At 43.2% G+C, this 25,584-nt stretch carries 24 protein-coding genes, 1 tRNA gene and 2 riboswitches; of the genes, 17 read left to right on the top strand and 8 right to left on the bottom strand.

Annotation, left to right across the window (positions count from 1 at the left end; all coding sequences use genetic code 11):
* Positions 1-110 precede the first annotated feature (110 nt).
* From CJU60_RS12735 to rhaA, 5 genes are read left to right on the top strand one after another with little or no spacing between them, the layout of a single operon-like run.
* A complete protein-coding gene (locus tag CJU60_RS12735) occupies positions 111-2,180 on the top strand; it encodes a bifunctional aldolase/short-chain dehydrogenase (RefSeq protein ID WP_095713955.1) in 2,070 nt (689 codons plus the stop codon).
* A gap of 57 nt (positions 2,181-2,237) precedes the next feature.
* Positions 2,238-3,023 (top strand): DeoR/GlpR family DNA-binding transcription regulator, encoded by a 786-nt coding sequence (locus CJU60_RS12730; RefSeq protein WP_024122630.1) that lies wholly within the window; start codon positions 2,238-2,240, stop codon positions 3,021-3,023.
* Entirely contained in the window at positions 3,020-4,477 is a 1,458-nt protein-coding gene (gene rhaB / locus CJU60_RS12725; protein ID WP_095713954.1) for a rhamnulokinase, read from the top strand. The genes CJU60_RS12730 and rhaB overlap by 4 nt, the downstream gene beginning before the upstream one ends.
* Positions 4,478-4,492: 15 nt before the next feature.
* A complete protein-coding gene (rhaM, locus tag CJU60_RS12720; protein ID WP_059292671.1) occupies positions 4,493-4,807 on the top strand; it encodes an L-rhamnose mutarotase in 315 nt (104 codons plus the stop codon).
* 15 nt (positions 4,808-4,822) lie between these two features.
* Positions 4,823-6,097 carry an L-rhamnose isomerase gene (gene rhaA / locus CJU60_RS12715; RefSeq protein WP_095713953.1) on the top strand — a complete coding sequence of 425 codons (1,275 nt, stop codon included), beginning with the start codon at positions 4,823-4,825 and terminating at the stop codon, positions 6,095-6,097.
* A 40-nt stretch (positions 6,098-6,137) separates the two neighbouring features.
* Here rhaA and CJU60_RS12710 read toward each other — a convergent pair whose 3' ends face one another.
* Complete coding sequence (locus CJU60_RS12710; RefSeq protein WP_024122626.1) at positions 6,138-7,124, bottom strand: Gfo/Idh/MocA family protein; 987 nt, start codon at positions 7,122-7,124, stop codon at positions 6,138-6,140.
* 180 nt (positions 7,125-7,304) lie between these two features.
* Here CJU60_RS12710 and CJU60_RS12705 point away from each other — a divergent pair, with 180 nt between their 5' ends.
* From CJU60_RS12705 to CJU60_RS12695, 3 genes are all read left to right on the top strand, one after another.
* Positions 7,305-8,471 carry an AI-2E family transporter gene (locus CJU60_RS12705; protein ID WP_095713952.1) on the top strand — a complete coding sequence of 389 codons (1,167 nt, stop codon included), beginning with the start codon at positions 7,305-7,307 and terminating at the stop codon, positions 8,469-8,471.
* Between the two features lie 91 nt (positions 8,472-8,562).
* Complete coding sequence (locus tag CJU60_RS12700; protein WP_010331630.1) at positions 8,563-9,393, top strand: undecaprenyl-diphosphate phosphatase; 831 nt, start codon at positions 8,563-8,565, stop codon at positions 9,391-9,393.
* Positions 9,394-9,499: 106 nt separating this feature from the next.
* Positions 9,500-9,572 (top strand) — tRNA-Ala (locus tag CJU60_RS12695).
* 204 nt (positions 9,573-9,776) lie between these two features.
* On the opposite strand, the gene CJU60_RS12690 is transcribed toward CJU60_RS12695, so the two are convergent.
* The gene (locus tag CJU60_RS12690) at positions 9,777-10,262 is read right to left on the bottom strand and encodes a cysteine dioxygenase (RefSeq protein ID WP_095713951.1); all 486 of its coding nucleotides are present in this window, start codon (positions 10,260-10,262) and stop codon (positions 9,777-9,779) included.
* A 540-nt stretch (positions 10,263-10,802) separates the two neighbouring features.
* Between CJU60_RS12690 and CJU60_RS12685 the strand changes: the two genes are divergently transcribed.
* The 3 genes from CJU60_RS12685 to CJU60_RS12675 all read left to right on the top strand — a co-directional run bounded on the left by CJU60_RS12685 (position 10,803) and on the right by CJU60_RS12675 (position 13,735).
* Positions 10,803-12,365 carry an MFS transporter gene (locus CJU60_RS12685; RefSeq protein WP_095713950.1) on the top strand — a complete coding sequence of 521 codons (1,563 nt, stop codon included), beginning with the start codon at positions 10,803-10,805 and terminating at the stop codon, positions 12,363-12,365.
* Positions 12,366-12,515: 150 nt separating this feature from the next.
* Positions 12,516-13,364 (top strand): glucosaminidase domain-containing protein, encoded by an 849-nt coding sequence (locus CJU60_RS12680; RefSeq protein WP_095713949.1) that lies wholly within the window; start codon positions 12,516-12,518, stop codon positions 13,362-13,364.
* 107 nt (positions 13,365-13,471) lie between these two features.
* The gene (locus CJU60_RS12675; RefSeq protein ID WP_024122620.1) at positions 13,472-13,735 is read left to right on the top strand and encodes a YiaA/YiaB family inner membrane protein; all 264 of its coding nucleotides are present in this window, start codon (positions 13,472-13,474) and stop codon (positions 13,733-13,735) included.
* 34 nt (positions 13,736-13,769) lie between these two features.
* Here CJU60_RS12675 and ktrB read toward each other — a convergent pair whose 3' ends face one another.
* The 4 genes from ktrB to cudC all read right to left on the bottom strand — a co-directional run bounded on the left by ktrB (position 13,770) and on the right by cudC (position 17,457).
* The gene (gene ktrB, locus CJU60_RS12670) at positions 13,770-15,107 is read right to left on the bottom strand and encodes a Ktr system potassium transporter KtrB (protein WP_095713948.1); all 1,338 of its coding nucleotides are present in this window, start codon (positions 15,105-15,107) and stop codon (positions 13,770-13,772) included.
* 6 nt (positions 15,108-15,113) lie between these two features.
* Positions 15,114-15,782, bottom strand: a complete 669-nt coding sequence (gene ktrA / locus CJU60_RS12665) for a potassium uptake protein KtrA (protein WP_024122619.1) — start codon at positions 15,780-15,782, stop codon at positions 15,114-15,116.
* 71 nt (positions 15,783-15,853) lie between these two features.
* A riboswitch (cyclic di-AMP (ydaO/yuaA leader) is annotated at positions 15,854-16,003 on the bottom strand.
* Positions 16,004-16,161: 158 nt separating this feature from the next.
* On the bottom strand, positions 16,162-16,707 hold the full coding sequence (gene bslA / locus CJU60_RS12660) for a biofilm surface layer hydrophobin BslA (protein WP_024122618.1): 546 nt from the start codon (positions 16,705-16,707) through the stop codon (positions 16,162-16,164).
* Positions 16,708-16,914: 207 nt separating this feature from the next.
* On the bottom strand, positions 16,915-17,457 hold the full coding sequence (cudC, locus tag CJU60_RS12655; RefSeq protein WP_095713947.1) for a transcriptional regulator GbsR: 543 nt from the start codon (positions 17,455-17,457) through the stop codon (positions 16,915-16,917).
* 199 nt (positions 17,458-17,656) lie between these two features.
* Here cudC and betB point away from each other — a divergent pair, with 199 nt between their 5' ends.
* From betB to CJU60_RS12640, 3 genes are all read left to right on the top strand, one after another.
* The gene (gene betB, locus CJU60_RS12650; RefSeq protein WP_095713946.1) at positions 17,657-19,129 is read left to right on the top strand and encodes a betaine-aldehyde dehydrogenase; all 1,473 of its coding nucleotides are present in this window, start codon (positions 17,657-17,659) and stop codon (positions 19,127-19,129) included.
* A gap of 16 nt (positions 19,130-19,145) precedes the next feature.
* Positions 19,146-20,354, top strand: coding sequence for a choline dehydrogenase (gene gbsB, locus CJU60_RS12645; RefSeq protein ID WP_095713945.1), 1,209 nt, complete (start codon positions 19,146-19,148; stop codon positions 20,352-20,354).
* Positions 20,355-20,443: 89 nt separating this feature from the next.
* On the top strand, positions 20,444-21,022 hold the full coding sequence (locus tag CJU60_RS12640) for an MOSC domain-containing protein (RefSeq protein WP_024122614.1): 579 nt from the start codon (positions 20,444-20,446) through the stop codon (positions 21,020-21,022).
* 5 nt (positions 21,023-21,027) lie between these two features.
* On the opposite strand, the gene CJU60_RS12635 is transcribed toward CJU60_RS12640, so the two are convergent.
* Positions 21,028-21,516 (bottom strand): DinB family protein, encoded by a 489-nt coding sequence (locus CJU60_RS12635; protein ID WP_095713944.1) that lies wholly within the window; start codon positions 21,514-21,516, stop codon positions 21,028-21,030.
* A gap of 167 nt (positions 21,517-21,683) precedes the next feature.
* On the opposite strand from CJU60_RS12635, the gene CJU60_RS12630 reads away from it, so the two are divergent.
* The 3 genes from CJU60_RS12630 to CJU60_RS12620 are packed head-to-tail and all read left to right on the top strand — an operon-like array spanning position 21,684 to position 24,326.
* Positions 21,684-22,208: an NfeD family membrane protein gene (locus CJU60_RS12630; protein WP_024122612.1), complete on the top strand. Its 525-nt coding sequence runs from the start codon at positions 21,684-21,686 to the stop codon at positions 22,206-22,208.
* Between the two features lie 18 nt (positions 22,209-22,226).
* Positions 22,227-23,756: a flotillin lipid rafts scaffold protein FloT gene (gene floT / locus CJU60_RS12625; RefSeq protein ID WP_095713943.1), complete on the top strand. Its 1,530-nt coding sequence runs from the start codon at positions 22,227-22,229 to the stop codon at positions 23,754-23,756.
* Between the two features lie 45 nt (positions 23,757-23,801).
* Positions 23,802-24,326, top strand: a complete 525-nt coding sequence (locus tag CJU60_RS12620; protein ID WP_095713942.1) for a GNAT family N-acetyltransferase — start codon at positions 23,802-23,804, stop codon at positions 24,324-24,326.
* Positions 24,327-24,366: 40 nt separating this feature from the next.
* Here CJU60_RS12620 and thiT read toward each other — a convergent pair whose 3' ends face one another.
* Entirely contained in the window at positions 24,367-24,945 is a 579-nt protein-coding gene (gene thiT / locus CJU60_RS12615; protein ID WP_044158874.1) for an energy-coupled thiamine transporter ThiT, read from the bottom strand.
* A 100-nt stretch (positions 24,946-25,045) separates the two neighbouring features.
* Positions 25,046-25,147, bottom strand: a riboswitch (TPP riboswitch).
* Positions 25,148-25,584 lie beyond the last annotated feature (437 nt).

Below are 25,584 nucleotides of genomic sequence, written 5' to 3'. Positions count from 1 at the left end.
CTTTTTTTGTTTCTTGATAAAAACAAAAATAAACAAAAGGTATTCAAAAACAAACAAACATCATATATAATGAAAGCGGATACAAATAAAAGGGACGGAGGAAGACGAAAATGGTGAAACATGTATGGGAATCAGAACATGCCGCCCAGCTGCCAAAGGGTGTTGAAGAATTGGTGTATCGGTCCAATTTAATCGGAGCAGACCGCACTGTATGCAACTGGGGCGGCGGCAATACGTCGATGAAAACAACGGAGAAGGATTTCAGAGGCCGCGAAACAGAAGTGATGTGGGTAAAAGGAAGCGGCTCAGACTTGGCAACAATGAAAGCGCATAACTTTACCGGCCTGAGATTAGATGACATCCGTCCGCTGATTGAAAGAGACCAGATGTCAGATGAAGAAATGGTAGATTACTTGTCTCATTGTATGATAGACAGCAAACATCCCCGCCCTTCCATTGAAACACTCTTACACGCATTTTTGCCATACAATCATGTTGACCATACCCATCCGGATGCAATTATCAGCATTTGCTGCGCTGATAATGGAAAACAAATTGCCGAAGATATTTATGGCAGCCGGTTTGTATGGGTGCCATACGTTCGCCCGGGATTTACTCTGTCTAAAATGATCGCAGACGGCGTGGCAAACAATCCAAATGCCGAGCTTGTCTTAATGGAAAAACACGGCTTAGTCACTTGGGGAGATACGTCAGAGAAGTGTTATGAGAAAACGATCTCCATTATTCAAGAAGCTGAGCAGTACATTCATGAACGCATCAACCAAAAACAGCGATTCGGCGGCAGGCGATACGAGTCACTGCCAGCAGATAAGCGGAAACAAATTCTGGCGGGTATCATGCCTGTTATCCGAGGAGCTGTAAGCGATGAAAAGAAAATGATCCTCTCCTATGACGATCATGAAGAGGTATTAGAATTTGTAAACAGCGTGCAAGCGCCGGAGCTTTCTCAAATTGGCGCTGCGTGTCCGGATCACCTTGTTCATACAAAGCGTGTCCCGCTGTACATTGAATGGAATCCGGAAACGCAAGATGCACAGGAGCTGGAGGACCTTCTGAAGTCAGGGATCGAGCGCTTCAAAGCAGAGTATCAAGCTTACTTTGCACGCAATCAGCAGGAAGGGGATCAAATCTTTGAATCAGCGCCGCGTGTCATATTGATTCCTGGCATTGGAATGGTCAATACGGGAAAAAGCCTTGCCATGTCAAAAGTTAGCGGTGCTTTATACCAGAGAGCTATTGCTGTAATGAAAGGCTCTGCCTCACTCGGACGATTTGTTTCATTAAACGAAAATGAATCCTATCATGTTGAATACTGGCCGCTGGAATTATATAAACTCACGCTGGCCCCGCCGGAAGCAGAATTTTCTCGAAAAGTAGCATTGATAACAGGTGGCGCCGGCGGAATCGGAAGTGCAGCCTGCCGGCACTTTGCAGCAGAAGGCGGACACGTGATCGCGGCTGACCTGAATGTAGAAGGCGCACAAAAAATTGCCGAGGAAATAAACGAAACGTACGGAGAAGGACGCGCAATGGCTGTCAAAATGGATGTGACAAATGAAGATGAGGTACAGTCTGCCTTTGAACAAGCAGCGCTTACCTACGGCGGCATTGACATTGTCGTTAATAATGCCGGGCTGGCAACATCAAGCCCTTTTGACGAAACAAGTTTAAAAGAATGGAATCTCAATATCAATGTATTGGGAACCGGCTATTTTCTCGTGGCCCGGGAAGCGTTTAAGCAAATGAAACAGCAAAACATAGGCGGAAGCATGGTGTTTGTGGGATCGAAAAACGCTGTCTATGCGGGAAAAAACGCTTCAGCCTACAGTTCGGTAAAAGCACTTGAAACCCATTTGGCTCGATGTATTGCAGCAGAAGGAGGAGAATACGGCATTCGTGTAAACTCAGTTTTGCCTGACGCGGTTCTCCAAGGCTCAGCGATTTGGGGGTCAAGCTGGCGGGAGGAACGGGCTGCGGCATATGGAATAGAGCCGGATCAGCTAGAGGAACATTATCGGAAACGCACAACGCTTTTGGTTAATATTTACCCGCAGGATATTGCCGAATCAATCTCGTTTTTGGCTTCTTCTAAAGCTGAAAAGACGACAGGGTGTATGATTACAGTAGACGGCGGCGTCCCGGCAGCTTTTACGCGTTAGAAGTATGCTATGATATGGGAAAAGCAAGACGGATATTAATGAGGAAGGACGTTACCGATGTTAGTAGCAGAACGGCAGAAAAAAATAGTCGAACTAGTGAATAAGCGTTTAAGCATCCGCGTATCCGAATTGAGTGACATATTTTCTGTCACAGAAGAAACGATTCGGCGGGACCTTGAGAAGCTTGAGAAAGAGCATAAGCTGAGCCGCAGCCACGGAGGTGCGGTCAGCATTCAGCAGCAGGAGTCGGAAATTCATTTTTCTGAACGTGAAATTACAAATGTAATAGAGAAAAAAGCCATTGCTCACGAAGCGGCCAAATATGTAAAAAGCGGTGACCGAATCATTCTCGATGCAAGCACCACTGCATGGTACATGGCGAAAATACTCCCTGATATTGAGCTCACCGTCATTACAAACTCAATGAAGGCAGCCATTGAACTGAGCAAAAAACAAAAGATATCAGTTATTTCAACCGGCGGTATCTTGCTGACAAAATCATTATCATTTGCGGGACCGTTAGCTGAGCGTTCACTTGAAACCTATCATGTAAATAAAACTTTTCTGTCCTGCCAAGGGTTTGATATGGAACATGGAATGAGCGACTCAAATGAGTGGCAGGCACTGCTTAAAATACGGATGATTGAAAGATCTGATCAGACCATTTTGATGGCCGATTCAAGCAAATGGGGGAACCGTGAGTTTTCACATATCGCCTCTTTGCAGGATGTCAGCTGCATCATTACCGATTCCAGACTTGATCCGGTATCAGTAAAAGCCCTTGAAGAAAAGAATGTGAAAGTGACAGCCGTCCCCCTTCCTAAAGAAAGGGTGAAAGGATGATATATGCTGCTGTTGATATAGGGGCATCAAGCGGGAGAGTCATAATAGGCGAACTCCAGGAAGGAAAGCTTGCAGTACAAGAGATTCACCGATTCGCAAACGGCTTCATGCAAAGAGACGGACATGGCTATTGGGATATTGATCATTTGCTAGAGCAAATCCTGCAAGGGCTGCAAAAGGTGAAAGCTCTTGGCTATGACTGCTGCACCGTCGGCATTGATACATGGGCCGTTGATTACGTCTTGCTGGATGAGAAAGGCAGCCGTTTACGAGAAGTCATATCATACCGGGATAAAAGAACAGAGAACACAATGGAGAAGCTTGCGCAAACGATATCAAAAGAAACAATCTATCAAAAAACAGGCATTCAGTTTCTGCCTTTTAACACAATCTATCAATTATATGAAGAAGACCAGGAGCTGCTGAGAAAAACAGAGCAGATTTTAATGGTGCCGGATTATTTAGGCTATTGCTTAACCGGCAAAGCAGCAGCGGAAATCACAAATGCGTCCACGACACAGCTCTTAAATGCCTTAACCGGAAAGTTTGATCCCGAATTGCTCGAAGCCGTGTCTGTTAAGGAACAGCAACTTCCGCCGCTGACTGAACCGGGACAGGAACTCGGCATGTTAAGAAATGATTGGTTTCCAGGCTATGATCTGCCGGCTTGCAGGGTGATTACCGTCGCAACACATGATACTGCTTCAGCTGTCCTCGCCGCACCAGGCATAAACAATGATTGGGCGTATATCAGCAGCGGAACATGGTCGCTAATCGGAATTGAGAACGAAACGCCGATTATAAATAAACTCGCATTGAAAAACAATTATACAAATGAACGCGGCGCAAACAACACCATTCGTTTCCTGAAAAACATCATTGGCATGTGGATGATACAAGAAGTCCGAAAACAATTACGAGAAGATTACAATTTTCAGCAACTGGCAGAAGAAGCTGGAAAAACAAAACCGTTTCAGCAGTTTATCAACTTAAATGATGATCGTTTTCTGTATCCGCATGACATGATAAAGGAAATACAACATTATTGCAGAGAAACCTTCCAACAGATTCCTCACACCGCAGGCGAACTTGCCTGCTGTATCTACAGCAATTTAGCCATCACCTATGCGATAGCCATCTCAGAACTAGAAACCATTACAGGGAAAAACATTCAACAGCTTCATATTATCGGAGGAGGCGCCCAAAACGACTTCTTAAATCAATTAACCGCTGATATGAGCGGAAAAACGGTATACGCCGGACCTGCTGAGGCGACAGCCATCGGAAATCTGCTGATGCAAATGATTGCTGCCAAAGAAATAAAGGACGTAAACCAGGCCCGCAAGACCGTCAGAAACTCCTTTCCCATTAAAGTGTTTATCCCTAAAGATACTGACAGAAGCGCCATCATTCAGTCCTATCATCAAACTGTTTTGAAAGCGCTATCTAAATAAAAAGAGGTGATCAGCTTGAAAAGAAAAGCGAGTATCATGTTCGTCCATAAAGATAAATTCAAGGAATACAAACAGAGGCATGATGACATTTGGCCAGAAATGGCGGAAGCGCTTAAAGCCCATGGGGCGCATCACTATTCTATTTTTTTAGACGAAGAGACAGGCCGGTTATTTGCTTATTTAGAGATAGAGGATGAGGAAAAGTGGAAGAAGATGGCGGACACAGAGGTGTGCCGCAGATGGTGGAAATCAATGGCGCCATTAATGAAAACAAACGCCGATGACAGTCCCGTTTCAATCGATCTGAAGGAAGTCTTTTATTTCGAATAAAAGGGAGAGAGCCGTATGACGATAAAAGCGAATTATGACAGCGCAAAACAAGAATATGAAAAATGGGGAATTGATGTTGAAGCTGTGTTCCGGCAATTGCAGCAAGTTCCGATCTCAATCCACTGCTGGCAGGGTGATGACATTGAAGGGTTTGAAGTGAATAAGGGCGAGCTTTCCGGCGGCATTGACGTCACAGGCAATTATCCCGGAAAAGCGCAAACCCCGGAAGAATTAAGAAGAGATCTGGAGAAAGCTCTGTCTCTCATTCCGGGAAAGCATCGGGTAAACCTGCACGCTATATACGCAGAAACAAACGGAGAAGTTGTAGAACGTGATCAGCTGAAGCCGCATCACTTTGAAAATTGGGTGAAGTGGGCAAAGGGTCTTGGTATCGGATTAGATTTCAATCCGACACTGTTTTCACATGAGAAAGCGGATGACGGGCTTACACTCGCACACCCTGATCCATCCATCCGGGAGTTTTGGATTCATCACTGCATCGCGTGCCGCCGCATCGGAGCGTATTTCGGCAAAGAATTAGGCACGCCTTGCTTGACGAATATTTGGATTCCGGACGGCTATAAGGATATTCCGAGTGACAGGCTGACGCCGCGCAAAAGATTAAAAGAATCATTGGATCGGATATTCCGCGAGGAAATCAGTGAAGATTACAATGTTGATTCGGTCGAGAGCAAGCTGTTCGGACTTGGATCAGAATCATATGTCGTCGGGTCTCATGAGTTTTATTTAGCCTATGCTTTAACGAACCATAAGTTATGCTTGCTCGATACGGGACATTTTCACCCGACAGAAACGGTATCAAACAAGATCTCGGCGATGCTGCTTTACACAGACAAACTCGCCTTGCACGTATCCCGGCCCGTTCGCTGGGACAGTGACCATGTCGTGATGTTAGACGATGAATTGAGAGAAATCGCCCTTGAGATCGTCCGTAATCAGGCATTAGAGAAAGTCGCCATCGGTCTGGATTTTTTCGATGCCAGCATTAACCGTGTCGCCGCTTGGACTATCGGAACGAGAAATATGATGAAAGCTTTAATGTACGCTTTGCTTCTTCCGAATGACCATTTAAAACAATTGCAGGATGAGGGGCGCTTTACAGAAAGGCTGGCGCTGATGGAGGAATTTAAAACCTATCCTTTCGGTGCCATCTGGGATTATTACTGTGAGCAAATGGGAGTGCCGGTAAAAGAGGCTTGGCTTGATGATATCAAAGAATATGAACAAAACGTGCTTTTCAAAAGGCAGGCATCCTCACCGATCGTTTAAAAAAATCCGCCCGCGTGCAACATGCCGCGGGCGGATTTTTTTAGGCTTGATCAGCAGGGTACACAATACCCATCTGTTTTCTTGCTTCCTCCATGATGTTAGCAGTGATCAAGGAGCGTTCATATGTATTTTCTTCAGATTCCTGTTTCTTCTCTTTCACGAGCGAAACAAATTCAGCCGCTTCGTAAAACATTGCCGGTTTAGGATCAGAGAGCGAAATGTTTTCCAGGCGGCCGTCACGATAGCGGATTTCCACTCGTTCAGGACGATGGATCGTATCCAATACAATTGTCCCGTCTTCTCCTTGGATTTCAGCAGGCGCGTAGGAAGTTGAGATTTTAGAATGCATCAGTACGGCCTCAAACCCGTCATATGAGAGAATGACGGTACCTTCTCCATCAACGCCGGAAGATAAAGTGTATCCGTTCGCTTTCACGGCTTTCGGCTCTCCAAACAGCACAACGGCAGGGTAAATACAATAGATGCCGATATCCATCAATGAGCCGTTAGACAGCTCAGGCTGAAACGCGTTCAAAACAGTTCCGTTTCTAAACGCATCATACCTTGAAGAGTACTGACAGTAGCTTGCGGTAAATCTGCGGATTGTGCCGATTTTGTGGAAGTGTTTTTTCAGCTCTTTAAAATTAGGCAGGAATGTGGTCTTCATTGCTTCCATGAGGACAACACCATTCGCTCTGGCCGCTGAAATCATCTCTTCTGTTTCTCTGGTATTTGAAGCAAGCGGTTTCTCGCATAGCACATGTTTGCCATGTTTCATAAAGAGGATCGCCTGCTCCTTGTGAAGAGCATTCGGGCTGGCGAGATATACAGCATCAAAGCCATCGCTTGCCGCCATTTCCTGAAGGTCGGAGAAGGTATGTGCAGCCCCATGCCGAGCGGCAAACTCAGCGGCGCGTTCAGGTGTTCTTGAATAAACGGCTGTGAGCTGGAAATCTTCAACTTCTGAAGCTGCTTCTAGAAAGCGGTCTGTAATCCAGTTGGTTCCTACTATTGCAAATCGTATCACGCATATCGCTCCTTTTGTATGATATAGCTAAATTATAGCTTAAAAAGATGAAAAGCACATGATAGATCAAATCACATTTTTTAGATAAGGAAGTTTTTCCAGCAATTAGCGGTTTTTATTTTTCATTATAGGTACGATAGTGTACAATTTACTTAAACTATGTATGACGGAGGAACGATAGTGGAGACGTTGCAAACATGGAGCGGCAGATTCAAGCGATTCTTCTTGGACAACAAGTTTGTTTTATTCCTGCTTGTTCTGCTGCTGATTGGTTTAAATATTCTCGTATTTACAAAAACATCATTTATTTTCACCCCGATCATTGTTCTGCTCAAAACGATATCGCTTCCGATTATTTTAACAGGCATTGTTTTTTATCTGTTAAACCCTGTCGTTGATTTCCTTGAGAGAAGAAGAATCAGAAGAATCTATTCCATTTTGCTGTTATATCTGTTGATTATCGGGCTGATCACGATCACAATCGTGTCGATTATCCCCTTTTTAAAAGAGCAAATTATGAGTTTGATTGACAACATCCCGAGATATGTGGATGTTGTTGAGAATCAGACAAAAGAACTGATCGGCAGTAACTTTGTCAATCAGGCGCAGCAAACGATGAACATTAATATATCTGATCTCGCGACAAAGGTGTCAGATCAGGCAGCGACGATTGTAAACAGCACCTTTACCGGCGTTGGGAATTTCATCGGCGCCTTAACTGAGATTATCATTTCGATCGTGACAGTTCCATTTATTCTTTTCTATCTGTTAAAGGACGGAAAGAAATTGCCGATCTACATACTGAAGTTTGTGCCGACACAATTAAAAGAGCAGACATACACAGTCTTAAGCGAAATGAATCATCGGCTAAGTTCTTATATCAGAGGACAGATCATTGTCAGCTTCTGCATTGGATTTTTGCTGTTTATCGGCTATTTGATCATCGGACTGGATTACGCTTCGCTACTTGCCGTTATTGCGGCTTGTACAAGCATCGTGCCGTATTTAGGTCCGACAATCGCCATTACGCCTGCGATCATTATCGCTATTGTGACATCGCCTCTGATGCTGCTCAAGCTTGTGATCGTCTGGACAATTGTTCAGCTTATTGAAGGGAAACTGATCTCCCCGCAAATTATGGGGAAAAACCTTCATATCCACCCAATCACCATTATTTTTCTGCTGTTAACCGCCGGCAAGCTGTTTGGTGTTATCGGAATTATTCTTGCGATTCCGGGCTATGCGGTTGCCAAAGTCATTACGACACATTTATTTGACTGGTTTAAAATGCAGTCGCATCTATACGATGAAGAAAAAAATGAAAATACAAAGAGTCATAAAGCATAAATTTCATTTATAGTTATATAAGACGGGCTTTCCATTTATGGAAGGCTCCCGTTATGTAAAAAATAAATGTCTAATGGGGAGAATTAAAATCATGACTCTATGGGAATTGTTTGTAGCTGCTATTTTAGGAATCGTAGAAGGATTAACAGAGTACGCACCGGTTTCTTCGACAGGACATATGATTATAGTAGACGATATCTGGCTTAAATCAGGCAGTCTCATGTCTGAAGAAGCAGCCAACTCATTTAAAGTTGTCATTCAGCTTGGCTCTATTTTAGCGGTTGCGATTGTGTTTAAAGACAGGATTTTGAATTTGCTTGGCTTGAAAAAAAATATCACGAGTGACCAAGAGCATGGTCACAAATTAAGCATTGCCCAAATCGCAGTAGGGCTTGTGCCCGCCGCGGTTCTCGGCTTTTTGTTTGAGGATTATATTGATGAATATTTATTTTCAGTCCGCACCGTGGCCATTGGCTTAATTGCCGGGGCAGTTTTAATGCTTGCAGCCGATTGGATTAATAAACGGAAAGAAACGACAGACACCCTAGACCGTATTTCATATAAGCAGGCAATCGGCGTCGGTTTATTCCAATGTCTTGCTCTTTGGCCGGGTTTTTCACGCTCCGGCTCAACGATTTCCGGCGGCGTTATTCTCGGGTTGAATCACCGTGCGGCAGCCGATTTCACATTCATAATGGCAATGCCGATTATGATGGGAGCCAGCACCTTAAGCCTAGTGAAACACTGGGACAGCTTAAGCTCCGATTTAATGCCGTTTTTTATCGTCGGCTTTATCTGTGCCTTTGTTGTTGCGCTGTTTGTGGTCCGTTTCTTCCTAAGACTGATTAACAAAATCAAACTTGTTCCGTTTGCAATCTACCGAATCATTCTCGGCGTGATTTTACTTTTGTTTATGATGTAAATCGAAAAATAAGGCTCCGGAAAGGGCCTTATTTTTTCTGTCAATTAGAAAGGAACAGCTTGTTTTTCAAAAAAAAATCATCTATAATAAACATGACGTTACATACGGGGCCATAGCTCAGCTGGGAGAGCGCTACGCTGGCAGCGTAGAGGTCAGGGGTTCGAGCCCCCTTGGCTCCATACCTGTAAACCCTTATTCTATAAGGGTTTTTTTGTTTTTAATAGATAGGATTCATTCGCTGAACCCTTCTGTTGATCCGAAATCATATGTCCTCAGGAGCATTTCATAAACCAATGATAAAGTCAGATATTCCTTCATTAGGCTCCTGCGTTTGAAAAATGACATATAACAAACTAATCAAGTAAAGTAGTTCAGGCTGTAAATCATGAATTTTCCAATACACCACTTTGTTCTTCAAAGACCGTCATGTCTTCCAAAGGGGGTGAGTAAACATGAAGAGACACCATTCGTTCGGAAGTCGGATTGGACATTTTGTGAATTAAACCTTTGGTTGATATAAGACATTCTCCTTTGTGGACAAAATATGAATTGGAGAGTTCTGTATGATCGCCGGTTGAGCGATAAATAGAATTAAGAAGTTTTCCTTCTAACACCATTGCACTACCAATGGATTGACCATGATCGTGGACTGCTGTCTCCTTGTTTGGGGGAATGTTAATCACGATAATTTCTAATTCATTGTTTCTATAGATGGCATTTCGGCCGTAAGCGTACTGGTCTGGTTCCTTTATATATGGTTGACTCAATTCTGCCACGTTTGGAATTTGTTTTAAAGAAGCTGCCAAATCTTTAACCGATGGATTTTTCAAGCCGCCAAAAATTTCTTCGATACACTTATACAGTTCCATTCGTTTTTACCTCCCGGATCATTTAAAATTGCCTAGCATTGGTATTTCGCAGATTAGTTCATGATATTTACCCATAGACAATTTAGAGGCGGCAAACGCCTAGTGAACACAAAAAAATGTGCGGTCAACATGTTGTTCTTATCACCAACTTATTCGGGTTGATTAGTTTGAATTTTGATGAAAACAGTGAATTGAAAGGTGCCGTCATTACCCAAGCGAAGACCGATAGGATTAATTTTAAAACGGCCTGCTTTAAATCGCTTGAGGGAGCAGGCAGGGACTCATAAGTCACGATATCGGGCAAAAGCCGTTTAGGTGTTTGATTTGTGCTTGAAATTTGCGCCATTGACAAAACACAATCGGTTTGGAATAATGTTTGAGTATATGCTCATTTTTTCACATATTATCATAAAATAATATCATTTCCCATGATGGGGAGAGAATCCGAATGAAAGCTAATGGCATGCAAAATCTATTAGCTTCTTTTGTTTTCAAAAAATGATGTGTTTCGTATGTATTCATATAGGAAGGAATGACAACATGAAGACAAAACACTATTGGGTGATTTCTTTGCTCGCTGTTTTAGCGGTCGGGCCGGGATTGATGTCTAACACGGCATTGTCGTCAGTTCAAGGCCTTGTTCAGAAGACGGTTGGAACAAGTGACTTCACATCAGTAAATCCAATATTGATCGGCAATATGGCCTTCGCTTTATTAGTTCCGGCAGGACCGCTGCTAAGGAAAAAATTCGGTGCCCGTCCGATCTATCTGGCTTCATTACCCGTTTTTATACTTGGCTCACTGCTCTTCGCATTTTCAAGCGATATTGCCTGGATGGCGGCAGGACGCTTTTTACAGGGAGCGGCTACAGGTGTCATGCTGATGATTATGATTCCGATGCTAGTCCTGTCATTTCCGATTGACCGGCGGAATTACGCACTACTGGTGCTTATCGGCGGGTTCTATGGCTCTGTTATTATCGGTTCGATTTTAGGAACGATCGCGTTGAGCTACGGCCACTGGAGATGGCTGTTTTTTACCTTTGGCACATTGTCTTTGATCGGCGTCGCAGTGAGTTATTTCTTTCTCTATGATGAGCATCATGGGGGATCAGAAAAGGAACAGTCATCACTCGACAGAGCAGGGATCATTTTATCTGTATGCGTGGCCGCAGCCTCAGCGTTTACATTCATTTTTCTGCAAAAATGGGGCTTTTCATCAGGTTATGTACGGGCTGGTTTTGGGGTTGCTTTATGTTTGCTCCTCATTCTGTTATTTGTAGAATATAAGGTGAAAAACCCTTTCATCTCTATTAAACAGATGCTGCTGCCTAAACCTGTGCTCGGTTTATTTATCATAGCGGCAGGAACGATTACGGTAGCTGTCAGTCTGGCAGCTTTTCAAGGCTTGCTTCGTCAAATGTATGATATATCCCGAGATCATCTCATTCTTTTAAACATGACTCTATTGATTGGAGTGGCCATCGCAGCTATTGCGAGTGCTCTGTTATATGATAAAGTCGGACCAGGGATGCTGGGGATTATAGGTTCTCTCATTCTCGTTTTTGTGAATTTTCAATGGCTTCATATGCAATATCAATCGTCTCTCTATGTGTTTGCGGCGCTGTTCATCATGCTGGCAGCAGGAACCGGCCTGACGGTCGCAGCAGGACTAATGGGAGCCGCTATGGGCGGCCCGCTTCCTGATCTGGTCAAAAGAATGACAGCTGTTCAGTTTTTAAGATTGTTTGTCTATATGGGTGTGCCTATCCTGATCGGCTATTTCACGAAAAAGGATGCTGCCAGACAAAACGGATCGATGCAGGATGCTATGATGACTGCCTATCATGATCTGTTTTTGATTTCTTTTATCCTGAGCGTGCTGCTCGTTTGTTTATCGTTTTGTATGAACGCCACCGGAATGGGGCACAAGCTGGCTCATAAGCCTCATGATAAAGGAAAATCCGCTCCGGAAAAACCGGCTGTTTCTGCACATGGACTGACAAAGGCTGCCGTAAAATCTCATAAAGTCATACATGATCAAGAATATCGTGATGCGCTCAGACATTTTAAACAGCACAGTCTTACAAAAATAGATACATGATCACTGCCTTTCCCTTGATGGGAAAGGCTTTTTGTGTGTTCTCTCTCAAACTTTATCCCTAAAGAATTGAAAAATATTAGAAGTACAAGTAAAATTCTTAAAGGTAGATTCTTTTACACTCGTAATCTTTTAAATCGAAGGAAGGTTTTCATGGCCCGTAAAAAACTGAAAAAACGTAGACTCTTCATCTCTCTATTTTTCGTTGTATCGATTCCGCTAGCCTTGTTTGTTTTAGCGACAACTCTTTCAAAGCCAATTGAAACATCCAAAGAACCTGAAGAAATTGATGAACAGCAAGTATTTATTGACAGCCTTTCCGGACATGCTCAAATTTTATATGAAAAATATCATGTCCTTCCCAGCATAACGATAGCTCAGGCCATACTCGAATCTGACTGGGGAAACAGCGAGCTTGCCTCTAAAGCCAACAACCTGTTTGGCGTAAAAGGAAATTATAAAGGACATCACGTCACCATGGATACAGATGAATTTGAAAAAGGAAAAAGAAAAACGATTCGCGCGAAATTCCGCAAATACAGCACGTTTTTTGAATCAATGGATGATCACGCCAAATTATTTGTCCAAGGCACATCGTGGAATAAAAAGAAGTATAAGCCGGTGCTTGAAGCTGAGGATTATAAAGAAGCAGCAGGCGCTCTTCAAACATCAGGCTATGCCACAGACCCGGAATATGCTGACAAAATCAGCGCCATTGTGGAAAAGTACGATTTAGATGAATACGATGAGGTGAATCCATCTCTGAAAGCTGTGGATTTAAAAGGCTCCATCAAAGACAGCGCCGTTCAAGATGTATGGTCTAAGCCTTCTACTGATGATCAATCCATTAAGCTGACCTCTGCGCAATCTTACGTTGGCAAGGATATAAAGGTTGTATCTAAAAAACAGAAAGGCCAGTCCGTATGGTACCAATTCCAAGTCAATAATAAACTGGTCGGCTGGATTGATGACTCAGCTGTTGAAATAAAGGAAGCAATCTGAGCCGTTTTTCCTGGTATTTTTATTTTTTTGTTCCATTCAGGGGAATTTGAGGTATAATATTCCACGGAAGTTATCACTTAATAACTATGCTTCAGGAGGGAACAAAGGTGCAGAAATATAGACGGAGAAACACGGTTGCCTTTACTGTATTAGCTTATTTCACTTTTTTTGCGGGAGTATTTTTGTTTTGTATCGGACTCTATAACGCTGATAATCTCGAACTCAATGAAAAAGGCTACTACATTGCAGTGATGATCCTTGTAGCGGTCGGCGCGATCCTTACACAAAAAGTGACGCGTGATAACGCAGAAGATAATGATATCATCGCGGAGCAGGAAAAAAGACAAAGTCAATCTCATATTGAATCATAAAAAATCCGGCATGTAATATGCCGGATTTTTTACATTACCCAGTAAACACCTCACCGTCAGGGTAACGAATATTTGATTTTTCTGTTTTAGCAAATGAAAAAACAAACGTCAACGGTCCAATTCTTCCGATGAACATAATCGCAATAATGATACATTTCCCCGCTGTTGTCAGTTCGGGTGTCAGCCCCATTGTCAGTCCGACCGTTCCGAAAGCTGAAAAAGTTTCAAAAACAACCTGTATAAACGGCGCTTCTTCTGTAATGGTCAAGGCGAAAATCCCTATAAAGACGATGAACAAACTGATAACACTGACTGCTAAGGCCTTAATAATGATCGGATATTTTATGGTCCGGCGGAAAATAACAGTTTCTTTATGCCCTCTTAAATAAGCGATAACAGACATCAAAATCACAAGAAAAGTAGTCAGCTTAATACCGCTCGCCGTTGAAGCGCTGCCCGCTCCGATAAACATCAACAGCAGGACAAATACAATGGTGCCTTCTCTCATGCTGCCAAAATCCACAGAGTTGAAGCCCGCGGTTCTCGGCGTCACTGCCTGAAAATACGAAGCCCACAGTTTATCTGGCAAATGCAAGGAACCAAGCGTGCCGGGGTTGCTGTACTCTAAAATAAAAATAATCAGTGTGGCAGCAATATTCAAAACGAACGTTCCCGCTAGCATCAGTTTTGTATGTAATGAAAAGGCTTTGAAACGCCGATTTTTCAGGATGTCAAATAGCACCGTAAACCCGATGCCCCCTGTGATAAATAAGATAGTAATGACAAGATTGACTGCAGGATCACCAACGTAGCTCATTAAATTATCCGGCCATAAAGAAAAACCGGCATTGTTAAAAGCCGATATTGCATGAAACACGCTGGCAAACAATCCGGATGCCCAGCCATACTGGGGCACAAGCCGGATGGATAAGATCAGGGCGGCGATCAATTCGATACTGATTGAAAATAGAAACAGGACTTTGACAAGGCCTATCACGCCGCCGATTGTCGGCTGGTTTAAGGCTTCCCGGACCAGCATTCGTTCTTTCAATCCGATTTTTTTTCCTAAAATCATGACGATCAGAACAGCAAATGTCATAAAGCCAAGCCCGCCGACTTGAATCAGACCCATGATGACAGTTTGCCCGAACATCGTAAATTCTGTCCCAGTGTCAACAACTGCAAGCCCGGTAACAGTTGTAGCAGAAGCCGCTGTAAAAAGGGCATCTATCCATGACAACGGCTTCGCAGTAGAAATCGGGAGCTTTAACAAAAGAGAGCCAATAATAATAGTAAGAAAAAAACCAATCGCGAGCACTTGCGGGGGAGAAAAACGAACCCACTTGATTACAGTTTCCTTATGAAGTCCCACCTTTGTCTACATCCCTTCGTTTTCGAAGCGTTTAATATCCTTTTTGTGACCCATCATCACCAGGCAGTCTTGTTCGTAAATCACCTCTTCCGGTGCAGGAGAAAGGCGAACATCTCCATTATGTTTAATTGCCAGGATGGTACATCCGTACTTTGCTCTAACATTCAGATCATGAATGGATTTGGAATTCAGTTTTCGTGTTGCCAGCAGCTCAACAATGCTGTAATCATCAGATAAGTCGATATAATTCAAGACATTTTCATCAGAGAGACTTTGTGCGATTTTGACGCCCATATCCTTTTCCGGATGAATAATGCGGTCGGCGCCGATTTTTTCCAGAACCTTATGGTGATAATAATTTTGAGCTTTCACCCAAATATTTGGAATGTGAAGCTCTTTCAATAGCAAAGTGGTCAGTGTGCTCGCTTGAATATTCGCCCCTATAGCCACGACGACATATTCAAAATTACGAATTCCCAGTGAAAGCAATTCGTTTTCTTCAGTGGCATTGGCAATGACCGCATGGGTTGCGTAGGAAGCGAAGGCATTGACCTTTTCTTCGTTAATATCAATGGCAAGGACCTCATGGCCCATTCTGTGCAGCTCTTTGCAAATGCTTCCGCCGAACCGTCCAAGCCCGATGACTGCAAATTGCTTGTTTTTTATTCTTCCCAATGTTCAAGACTCCCTTAATAAAATTAGCGTTTTGAAGTAAAAAAGACCATTACAAAGAATGGTCAAAATAGACCTCCTCTCTGTATACGCCTACGAGGTTAGCTGTCGGATTAGGGATTCAGAGTACCCCTTCTTACTAAGTAAGATTCACCCCAAGGCCGTTTTGTGAAACAGCCAATCATTGGTTTCCCCGTTCGTGTTTGATTAAGCGGTAAAAGAGACTTTATGAAATTGAACACTCAAGAATTTACTCCTGTTTCTAGTGTTTGTCAATTTAAATTTAATACAAGTGAAAAGGTAACTGGAAATAGAGGGAAAAGGGAGAGGAAAAGGAGTCAAAAAACGTAAAAAAGACCGGCGTTAAGCCGGCCCTCTGTGATTATTTACAGCCGCATGGCTGAGTCGGAGGTGTGCTGCGCTTAGCCACTTCGATGCTGGCTTCCGCGTAAAATTTATTTCCGATGCTCAGTGATTTGTTCTCTGCACGGAAAGTATATGTACCAGCGGCAGGAAGCGTTTTGTTATTCAGTTTTAACTTGAATTCACCAGCGCCTAATAAATCAAGAGCCAGAGGTACTCTTACTGTTTTCCCGTTATTGAGGATCTGTGTTTCGCGCAATGCATTTCCGTTCATCGTATCTTTTGTATTTGCTGTAAATCCGCTTGGCAATGTAAATTCCATCACGCCAAGGCTGAGAAGCGTGTTTGGACGGTATGTCAATTCGATATCAGAGAAAGACCATTCTGTTTTGCTCGCTCCTGTAATTGTTGCAAACAATGAAGCTGTTGATTGAGCTCTCATCGTAGACTCAGTATGAGCAGAAGATGACTTAGATTCAGCTGCAAAAGAAGCTGAAGGTGCAGAAACGAGTAAACCGAGACTTAATACACTGATGGCCAAAGAAGATATTAACTTGCGTTTCATAACAAAAATTCCCCCTAATAAGTGATAAAGATTAAAGGCCTGCCTCTGCTTTCCACCTCCTCTTAAAGGCCAAATACAAATTTTACCTACATAAAATTACCATCAAATAAAATGGAAGTAAATGGGGTGTTTTTCCCGTATTTTTCAAATTTGTAGTAAATATAGTGAAAAAACAAAAAAACGTCCGGTTTTCCAGACGTTTTTCGATTATTTTGTTTCAATTGGTATAAATTTAAAAATCTCTCCGCTCTGCACCGATTCAGCGAGACGTTTCAGCCAATCGTAGTAGGCTTTGGAACTTTCCAGCTGCTCGTATAAACGCTGCGCTTCATTTTTCAATTCCTCACTGAGCTCATCCTTATGCAATACCTCTTGTAAATCAGCCTGAGCCTCCTCAATTGCTGCTACATTCACCTGAACTTCCCGTTCCCATTTTGGCGGAAAGAAATTTGTGAAAAATTTAAAGAAATCTTTTTCGGCTACAAATGTGTGCTTACGGATGCCTCGGTGAAATGTCTTTTTCACGACATTTAAATCCTGAAGCTTTTTGACACCTGTGCTCATGCTGGGCTTGCTCATTTGCAGCTCCTCCCGCATTTCGTCAAGCGTCATCTCGTCCCGCATGTACATCGTTCCATATAATATCCCGACACTTCGGGTAATTCCGTAAAGATCCATTGTTTCAGCAATGGAGTCAATAACAAGATCCCGTGCCTGTTCTATAGCTGCAAATTCTGGATTTTCATCCATACTGACCCTCTTTTCCTTTAGAAAATTAAATTTGTTAAGTCATTTCTTTATGTTCTTTATCTTAACGAAACCTAGAGAAAAGTCAAAATGAAAATCACAATTAGGGCTTTGACAGTTTAAAAACCATATGTTAGATTAAGGTTGTTAAAAACATTAAATTTTTATTTAACAAACTTTATTTTCGTCAAGGAGGACTTAGATGAGTCAAACATTATACATTGACGGTGAATGGATCAGTGCCGAAAAAGGGCAGGTCCGCAGTATTATTAATCCATTTAATCAAGAAGAAATTGCAACAGTTAGCGAGGGCGGACGTGAGGATGCCGTTAAAGCAATCGCTGCTGCACGAAGAGCTTTTGATGCAGGAGAGTGGCCTTCTCTTTCAGGGCTTGAACGCGGAAAAATAGTTCTGAAAATTGCGGAATTAATCAGACGCGATCTAGACGAGCTGGCCGAGCTCGAATCCCTTGATACGGGAAAAACACTTGAGGAAAGCAAAGCCGATATGGACGATATCGCCAATGTTTTTCAGTATTATGCTGGTCTGGCAGATAAAGATGGAGGAGAGATCATCTCATCTCCAATCCCTGACTCAGAAAGCAAAATCATCAGAGAGCCAATTGGCGTATGCGGACAAATCACGCCGTGGAATTATCCGCTTCTGCAAGCAAGCTGGAAAATCGCCCCGGCTTTAGCGGCAGGCAATACAATTGTCATGAAGCCGAGTGAAATCACACCGCTGACGACAATGAAAGTCTTTAAGCTGATGGAGGAAGCCGGGGTTCCAAAAGGTGTCGCAAACCTTGTGTTGGGACCGGGCGCCACAGTGGGTGACGAGCTTGCTGTAAACAAAGACGTTGACTTGATTTCGTTTACAGGCGGAATTGAAACAGGCAAAAAAATCATGCGGGCGGCAAGCGGCAACGTTAAAAAAATTGCGCTTGAGCTTGGAGGGAAAAATCCAAATATCGTCTTCAAAGACGCAGACCTGGAAGTCGCGGTTGATCAGGCGCTAAACGCCGTATTTTTCCACGCCGGCCAAGTATGCTCCGCCGGGTCCCGATTGCTTGTAGAAGAAGATATTCATGACCGATTTTTAGCAGAGCTTGTCAAGCGGGCGAAACGCATTAAACTCGGAAACGGTTTTCACGAAGAGACAGAAAGCGGTCCGCTTATCTCCGCGGAGCATAGAGCAAAGGTTGAAAAATATGTAGAGATCGGACTGGAAGAAGGTGCAAAACTGGAGACTGGCGGCAAACGTCCGGAAGATCCAGCACTTCAAAACGGTTTTTTCTATGAACCTACCATTTTCTCAAACTGTAAATCTGACATGAGAATTGTTCAGGAAGAAGTATTTGGGCCAGTATTAACAGTCGAAACATTCAGTTCTGAGGAAGAAGTAATCTCACTAGCGAATGATACGATTTACGGATTGGCCGGAGCTGTATGGTCGAAAGATATTGAAAAGTGTGAACGTGTAGCAGCCCGTTTGAGAATGGGAACGGTTTGGATTAACGATTTCCATCCGTACTTTGCGCAGGCGCCATGGGGCGGCTATAAGCAATCCGGGTTCGGACGGGAACTTGGAAAAATAGGGCTTGAAGAGTACACAGAAGTCAAACATGTCTATCGCAACACAAAACCGGCAGCGGTTAATTGGTTCAATTCATAAGAAGGGGAGATTGATTATGACATTAAATATGAAAGTAGAAAGCATGCATAAATTTCACACATTTGAAATTCCGACTGTGATTAAGCACGGAATTGGCGCCGTCAACCATGTAGGAAAAGAAGTAGCTGGACTGGGTGTTTCAAAAGCATTGCTTGTTACAGACCCTGGAATTTATAAAGCCGGCGTCGCAGATCCTGTCATCGAGTCATTAAAAGGGGCAGGCATTGAAGTGGTGCTCTTTAATAAAGTTGAGCCAAACCCTCCTGTACGGCTTGTAAATGAAGGTTCTGAGCTTTACAAAAAAGAGAACTGCAACGGCTTGGTGGCAGTCGGAGGCGGAAGCTCCATGGATACAGCGAAGGCCATCGGGGTAGAAGCGACTCACGAGGGAAGCGTACTTGATTATGAAGCAGCCGAAGGAAAGAAACCGCTGGAGAACCGCATTCCTCCGCTTACGACAATTCCGACAACGGCTGGAACAGGCTCAGAGGTGACGCAATGGGCGGTTATTACAGATGAAGAAAGAGAATTCAAATTTAACACAGGCGGTCCGCTGATTGCTGCGCATTTGACTGTGATTGACCCAGAGCTTCACGTCTCAATGCCGCCGCACGTAACAGCAATGACGGGGATTGATGCTCTCGCTCACGCCATTGAGTGCTACACAATGAAATTTGCGCAGCCGATTACAGACGCAGTGGCGTTGATGGCGATTGAATATGCCGCTCACTACATTAAGAGAGCATTTGCTGACGGAGAAGATCTCGAAGCCAGATACGGAATGGCGCAAGCTGCTATGCTTGCCGGTCTTTCTTACGGCAGTGAATCAGCGGGTGCTGCTCACGCCATGAGCCAAACACTCGGCGGTATCATCCCGGTTGCTCACGGTCAATGTGTAGCGGCAATGATGGGCCCTGTTATGGAATACAACTGGAAGGGCTATCCGGAGAAATTTGCCCGTATCGCAAAAGCGTTCGGCATTGATACAAGCAATATGACAACAGAAGAAGCTGCAAAAGCATCTGTCAACTGGATGTACGATCTTGTGAAAGAGTTAGAAGTACCGACTTTAGAAGAACAAGGGGTATCGCCGGACATGATCGAGCGCTTGTCAAAAGAAGCAATGAAAGATCCGCAAACCTTCGGAAATCCTAGAGATTTAAATGAGAAAGCATATAACTGGATCTACAAACGCTGCTTTAATCTTACGCCAAAAACTGTATAATGCGATGATCCCGCTCCTTTACAGAGCGGGATTTTTTTGGATAATTGAACATAAGTGACAATCCTAGAGATGAAGGACGGTGCAAGCTTATGTGGAAACGCATGACCGCAAAAACGGAAGGCTTATATGTTGCAGATACAGAAAGCTTTGTAACAAAACAAATGGACAAGCTCGATTTTGATTATGGCGGCATTCCCGGCGACTTACATTTCGGCCTGACAAAAAAAGCTGGGGCCCGAGAGCCAATGTTTTCAAGAGGAACAGAAATTTTTAACCGCAGACAAATTTCAATTGTTTCAACAGAAGAATGTGACGAAATTGCTTTGAAAATGGGAGTCCCGAGTATTTTTCCCGAATGGCTCGGTGCAAATGTTGCAATTAGCGGTATACCTGATTTCACAACATTAAAAGAAGGAAGCCGGCTTATATTTCCGAGCGGCGCCGCTTTACTGTGTGAGGGAGAAAATGATCCGTGTATCCAGCCGGGTGAAGTCATCCAGTCTTATTATCCGGACAAGCCAAAGCTTGCACCGGCTTTTGTCCGCCATGCGTTGGGGATAAGGGGCATTGTATGTATTGTCGAGAGACCCGGTGCCGTGTATGCGGGTGACGAAATAATCGTTTATTCATACCAGCGGAACATCAAACAAAAAGCAGAAAGAGTCTGAATAAATCAGACTCTTTCTATTTTCTCTTTAATTTCTTTGATCTGGCTGAGGTGGCGTTTTTCGTGATGGCCGATAAATTCGATCCATTGTCTGACGGTCAGCTCTTGAAACAAGGGATGCGGCAATACTCTCTCAAAATCTTCTTCTTTAAGAGAGGCAATAACAGCTGTCAGCTGCTCCCTTACAACATCAAGCTCCCGTTTCATTTGGCTGCCTGAAATAAAATCATGATCCGGTTCAAGATGGGCCGGCGCTTTCCGTTTATTGCTTCTATCCTGTGCGGCCGTAAGCGGTTTTTCCCCAATTTCCTTAACAGGCGCTTCCTTTACTCGTTCTTTCAGCATGTTTTGGGCGATCATATCAATTTTCTTCAAATGATCAAGAACTTCCCGTATACTCCATTCATTAGAAGAAGGCTTCTGATTCAGCTTTTCATCGGAAAGTCCTTTTACTTCATTCCATGTTTCTAATCTGGCTTCATTAAAGATACTCATCATATCTCCTCCTGAAAAAACATTACCATATATAAGGGCATTTATCATGTATAAAGCACTGTGTCGGGAACATTTATCGAAACATTTTGAAACCTTTCCTTGTGTGTCTCGTATAAAAGGTAACGATGGCCGTCGGTTAAAGTAGCAGCTTAGAAAGGATGAGAAAATTGGAGTTATACGGTATTCCTGTTCAAACGATTTACCTTTACACCCTTATCATAGCCGGAAGCCTCACGCTGCTATTTTTATTTTTCGGAGATGTGTTTGAAGGGCTGTCCGAAGCTATTCCGTTATTACACCCGACATTGGTGCTCTCATTTTTCACATTTTTCTCTGCATCTGGATATATAGGTGAAACAGTTTTCCCCCTCTCCAGCCTGATTATTGCTCTATTATCCTGTCTTCTTTCAGTGCTGCTGGTGATATTGCTCCATTTATTTGTGCTTGTCCCTTTATCATCGGCAGAAGAATCATTGACTTATCGGGAAGATGATCTTAGAGGCAGACTCGGAAAAGTCATAACCGCTGTTCCGGTTGATGGATTTGGAGAAGTACTGATTGAAGGGATAGGCGGTACGATTTCAAAATCAGCGATCAGCTTTGAAAATGAACAGATCAGTTACGGAACAGTCGTCTTAGTTGTGGATGTCAAAAACGGAGTTCTTTCAGTTACTCCGCATGAACCTTTATAAAACAAGGAGGAATGTCATATGACAATGCCGATTATCATCGTCATCGCAGTTGTATTCTTTTTACTCATCGCACTTATAGCGGTATTTATTACAAAATATCGTACGGCAGGGCCTGATGAAGCGTTAATTGTTACAGGAAGTTATCTTGGAAATAAAAATGTTCACGTTGATGAGGGAGGCAACCGCCTGAAGATTGTTCGCGGAGGAGGAACCTTTGTTCTTCCGGTTTTTCAGCAGGCTGAGCCGCTAAGTCTGTTATCAAGCAAACTCGATGTATCGACACCTGAAGTGTATACCGAGCAAGGTGTGCCTGTAATGGCAGACGGAACTGCAATTATTAAAATCGGCGGCTCTATTGGAGAAATCGCCACAGCAGCCGAACAATTTTTAGGAAAGTCAAAAGAAGACCGTGAGCAGGAGGCCCGTGAGGTACTGGAAGGCCACCTCCGTTCCATTCTCGGGTCTATGACAGTAGAAGAAATTTATAAAAACCGCGAAAAATTCTCTCAAGAAGTGCAGCGTGTCGCTTCACAGGATCTTGCGAAGATGGGTCTTGTGATTGTCTCCTTTACCATTAAAGATGTCCGTGATAAAAACGGCTATCTTGAATCACTAGGTAAACCGAGAATTGCGCAGGTTAAACGTGATGCTGACATTGCAACCGCAGAGGCCGATAAAGAAACAAGAATTAAGAGGGCGGAAGCCGATAAAGAAGCCAAAAAATCAGAGCTTGAACGAGCGACGGAAATTGCCGAAGCTGAAAAAATCAATCAGCTTAAAATGGCTGAATACCGGCGAGATCAAGATACAGCAAAAGCCAACGCTGACCAGGCATACGATTTGGAAACAGCCAAAGCACGCCAGCAGGTGACTGAGCAGGAAATGCAGGTCAAGATTATAGAACGCCAAAAACAAATTGAATTAGAAGAAAAAGAAATTCTCCGCCGTGAACGCCAGTATGATTCTGAAGTGAAGAAAAAAGCCGATGCAGACCGCTATTCAGTTGAGCAATCTGCCGCTGCTGAAAAAGCCAAACAGCTAGCCCAAGCCGATGCCAAGAAATACAGCATAGAAGCGATGGCGAAGGCTGAAGCTGAAAGGGTCAGAATTGACGGCCTTGCAAAAGCAGAAGCTGAAAAAGCAAAAGGTGAGACAGAGGCCGAGGTTATTCGCTTAAAAGGTCTTGCGGAAGCGGAAGCGAAAGAAAAAATTGCCGTTGCCTTTGAGCAGTACGGTCAGGCTGCGATTTTCGATATGATTGTCAAAATGCTTCCAGAATACGCGAAACAGGTATCAGCACCGCTTTCAAATATTGATAAGATCACCGTTGTTGATACAGGAGGAAACGGTGATTCAAGCGGCGCCAACAAAGTCACAAGCTATGCGACAAATTTAATGTCCAGTCTGCAAGAAAGCTTAAAAGCGTCTTCGGGAATCGACGTAAAAGAAATGATTGAGAACTTTTCAGGAAAAGGCAATATCAAACAGAGCATCAACGAACTGACAAATGAATTAAAAGAAACAAAACCTGTTCAAAAATCTGAATAACCATTGTGGATCTGAATAACCATTGTGGAAAGGATTAGAGAATGAATGGTGACTATAAGAGAAGCACGACTAGATGATATAAAGGCCATCGCAAAAGTGCATGTTGACAGCTGGGTGACAACATACAGCGGCATTGTCTCCGCTGAATACTTAAATGGTTTGAACTACAAGGATTTTCAAGACAAATGGAAAAGCCGTTCATTAAAGGGGGTTTTTGTGGCAGAAGATGAAAAAGGCTCGGTATTCGAATTTGCATCTTTTGGTCCAATTCGTGCAGAGCAGAGCGGCTATGACGGAGAGTTGTATGCCATTTACCTTTTAGAAGAAAAACAGCGGCAAGGTGCAGGCAGAGCGCTTTTGACAAAGGGAACAGATTTTTTGCTTGATCATGGCTTTACGAGCATGTTTGTTTGGGTCGTAGAAGAGAATCCTTCGATTAATTTTTATCATTCGTTTTCACCTGAAAGAGCAGCCGAGGATAGTTTTGAAATCGCAGGAGAAAGCATGAAAGAAATAGGATTCGGCTGGCCGGATCTTGCTTCATTAAAAAATCTGCTTAACGGAAGATAAAAAACAACCCCCAGCGGAACGGCCGCTGGGGGTTGTTAGATTAAGCTTTTTCAGTTTTCAGCAAGCGCGGAGCTGTCATGAACAATAAACAAAGGACAATCGCACAGATGATGAATGACGGAACCATATAAGTAGCATTATAAGTTAATGAGTAAATCCATACCGGCGTTCCTTTTGGTGCAAAGCTGCCGAAAAATACAGCCCCTGAAATCACGTGTGCAGCATAACGCAGAAAACTTCCGATAAAAACTGCGCAAATAATTGATACGATCAATTTCCCTTTTGCTTTTGATAAGGCGGATTTGCGGACAGCGGAAGCGAAAAAGCCGCTTATGCCGACAGCAGCGAACGCTGCAATGTAATCAAGCAACAGCTGAACAGGGTGCTGAAGAAATAGATTTCCGATCGCAATTTGAACGAGACCTGTCAATAGACCGGTTGTAAGCCCCGCTTTAACTCCCCAGCGAAAAGAAATCAAAAAAATCGGAATCATCATGATGGATACCGACCCTCCTTGAGGCATACGGAGGAACATTCCGGAAACGATGTCTAAAATGACAGCAGCAGCAGTCATGATTGCAATTTCAATAAGACGTACCAGTTGTCTTGATTGAGCCATAAAAATCCCCTTCCATCGATAGACAATCCAAAAGGACAACAAAAAAGCAGCACGCGGAAGGATGAGGAAAGTTCCACGCACTGCTTTACAATCTGCAATTCATTTGACTTTGCCACATCCCTACGCCAGCGTTAACTAACAGGTTCAAAGGGTCAGAACGAAACCGCTCACTCTCAGCTTTTATGCTCCCCTTGTGGTCATCGGATATTTAGTTCGTTTCTACTATACAAGAAAAAGGTTAAAACAACAAGATGACATTGCCTGTAGTAAATGTTCTTTAATAGATAAATGTTTTATAAAGCATTACAAGTTAGATAGAATAAAGATGATTACAGTTTTATTGTTTTATAGATTTTTTTAAAAAACTATTGCAATAAATAATTATAGGTGTTATATTATTAAACGTCGCTGATGAACAGCAGACAAAACAAGAAGCTTTAAACAACTTTTAAAAAAGTTGTTGACAATTAAGAAGCTGAGTGTTATATTAGTAAAGCTGCTTCATTGAGAGCGGTGATGATCTTTGAAAACTAAACAAGACAAAACGTACCTGTTAATTCAAGTTTTATTATAAATCGCACAGCAATGTGCGTAGTCAGTCAAACTGAGGTCTGCACGATGTAGATCACGCAGATGTTG

Origin of the sequence: Bacillus sp. 7705b, from assembly GCF_002289525.1 — a bacterium.
GTDB lineage: Bacteria > Bacillota > Bacilli > Bacillales > Bacillaceae > Bacillus > Bacillus halotolerans.
The sequence above is the reverse complement of the archived record's forward strand: the minus strand, read 5'-3'. Positions and strand labels throughout refer to the sequence as shown.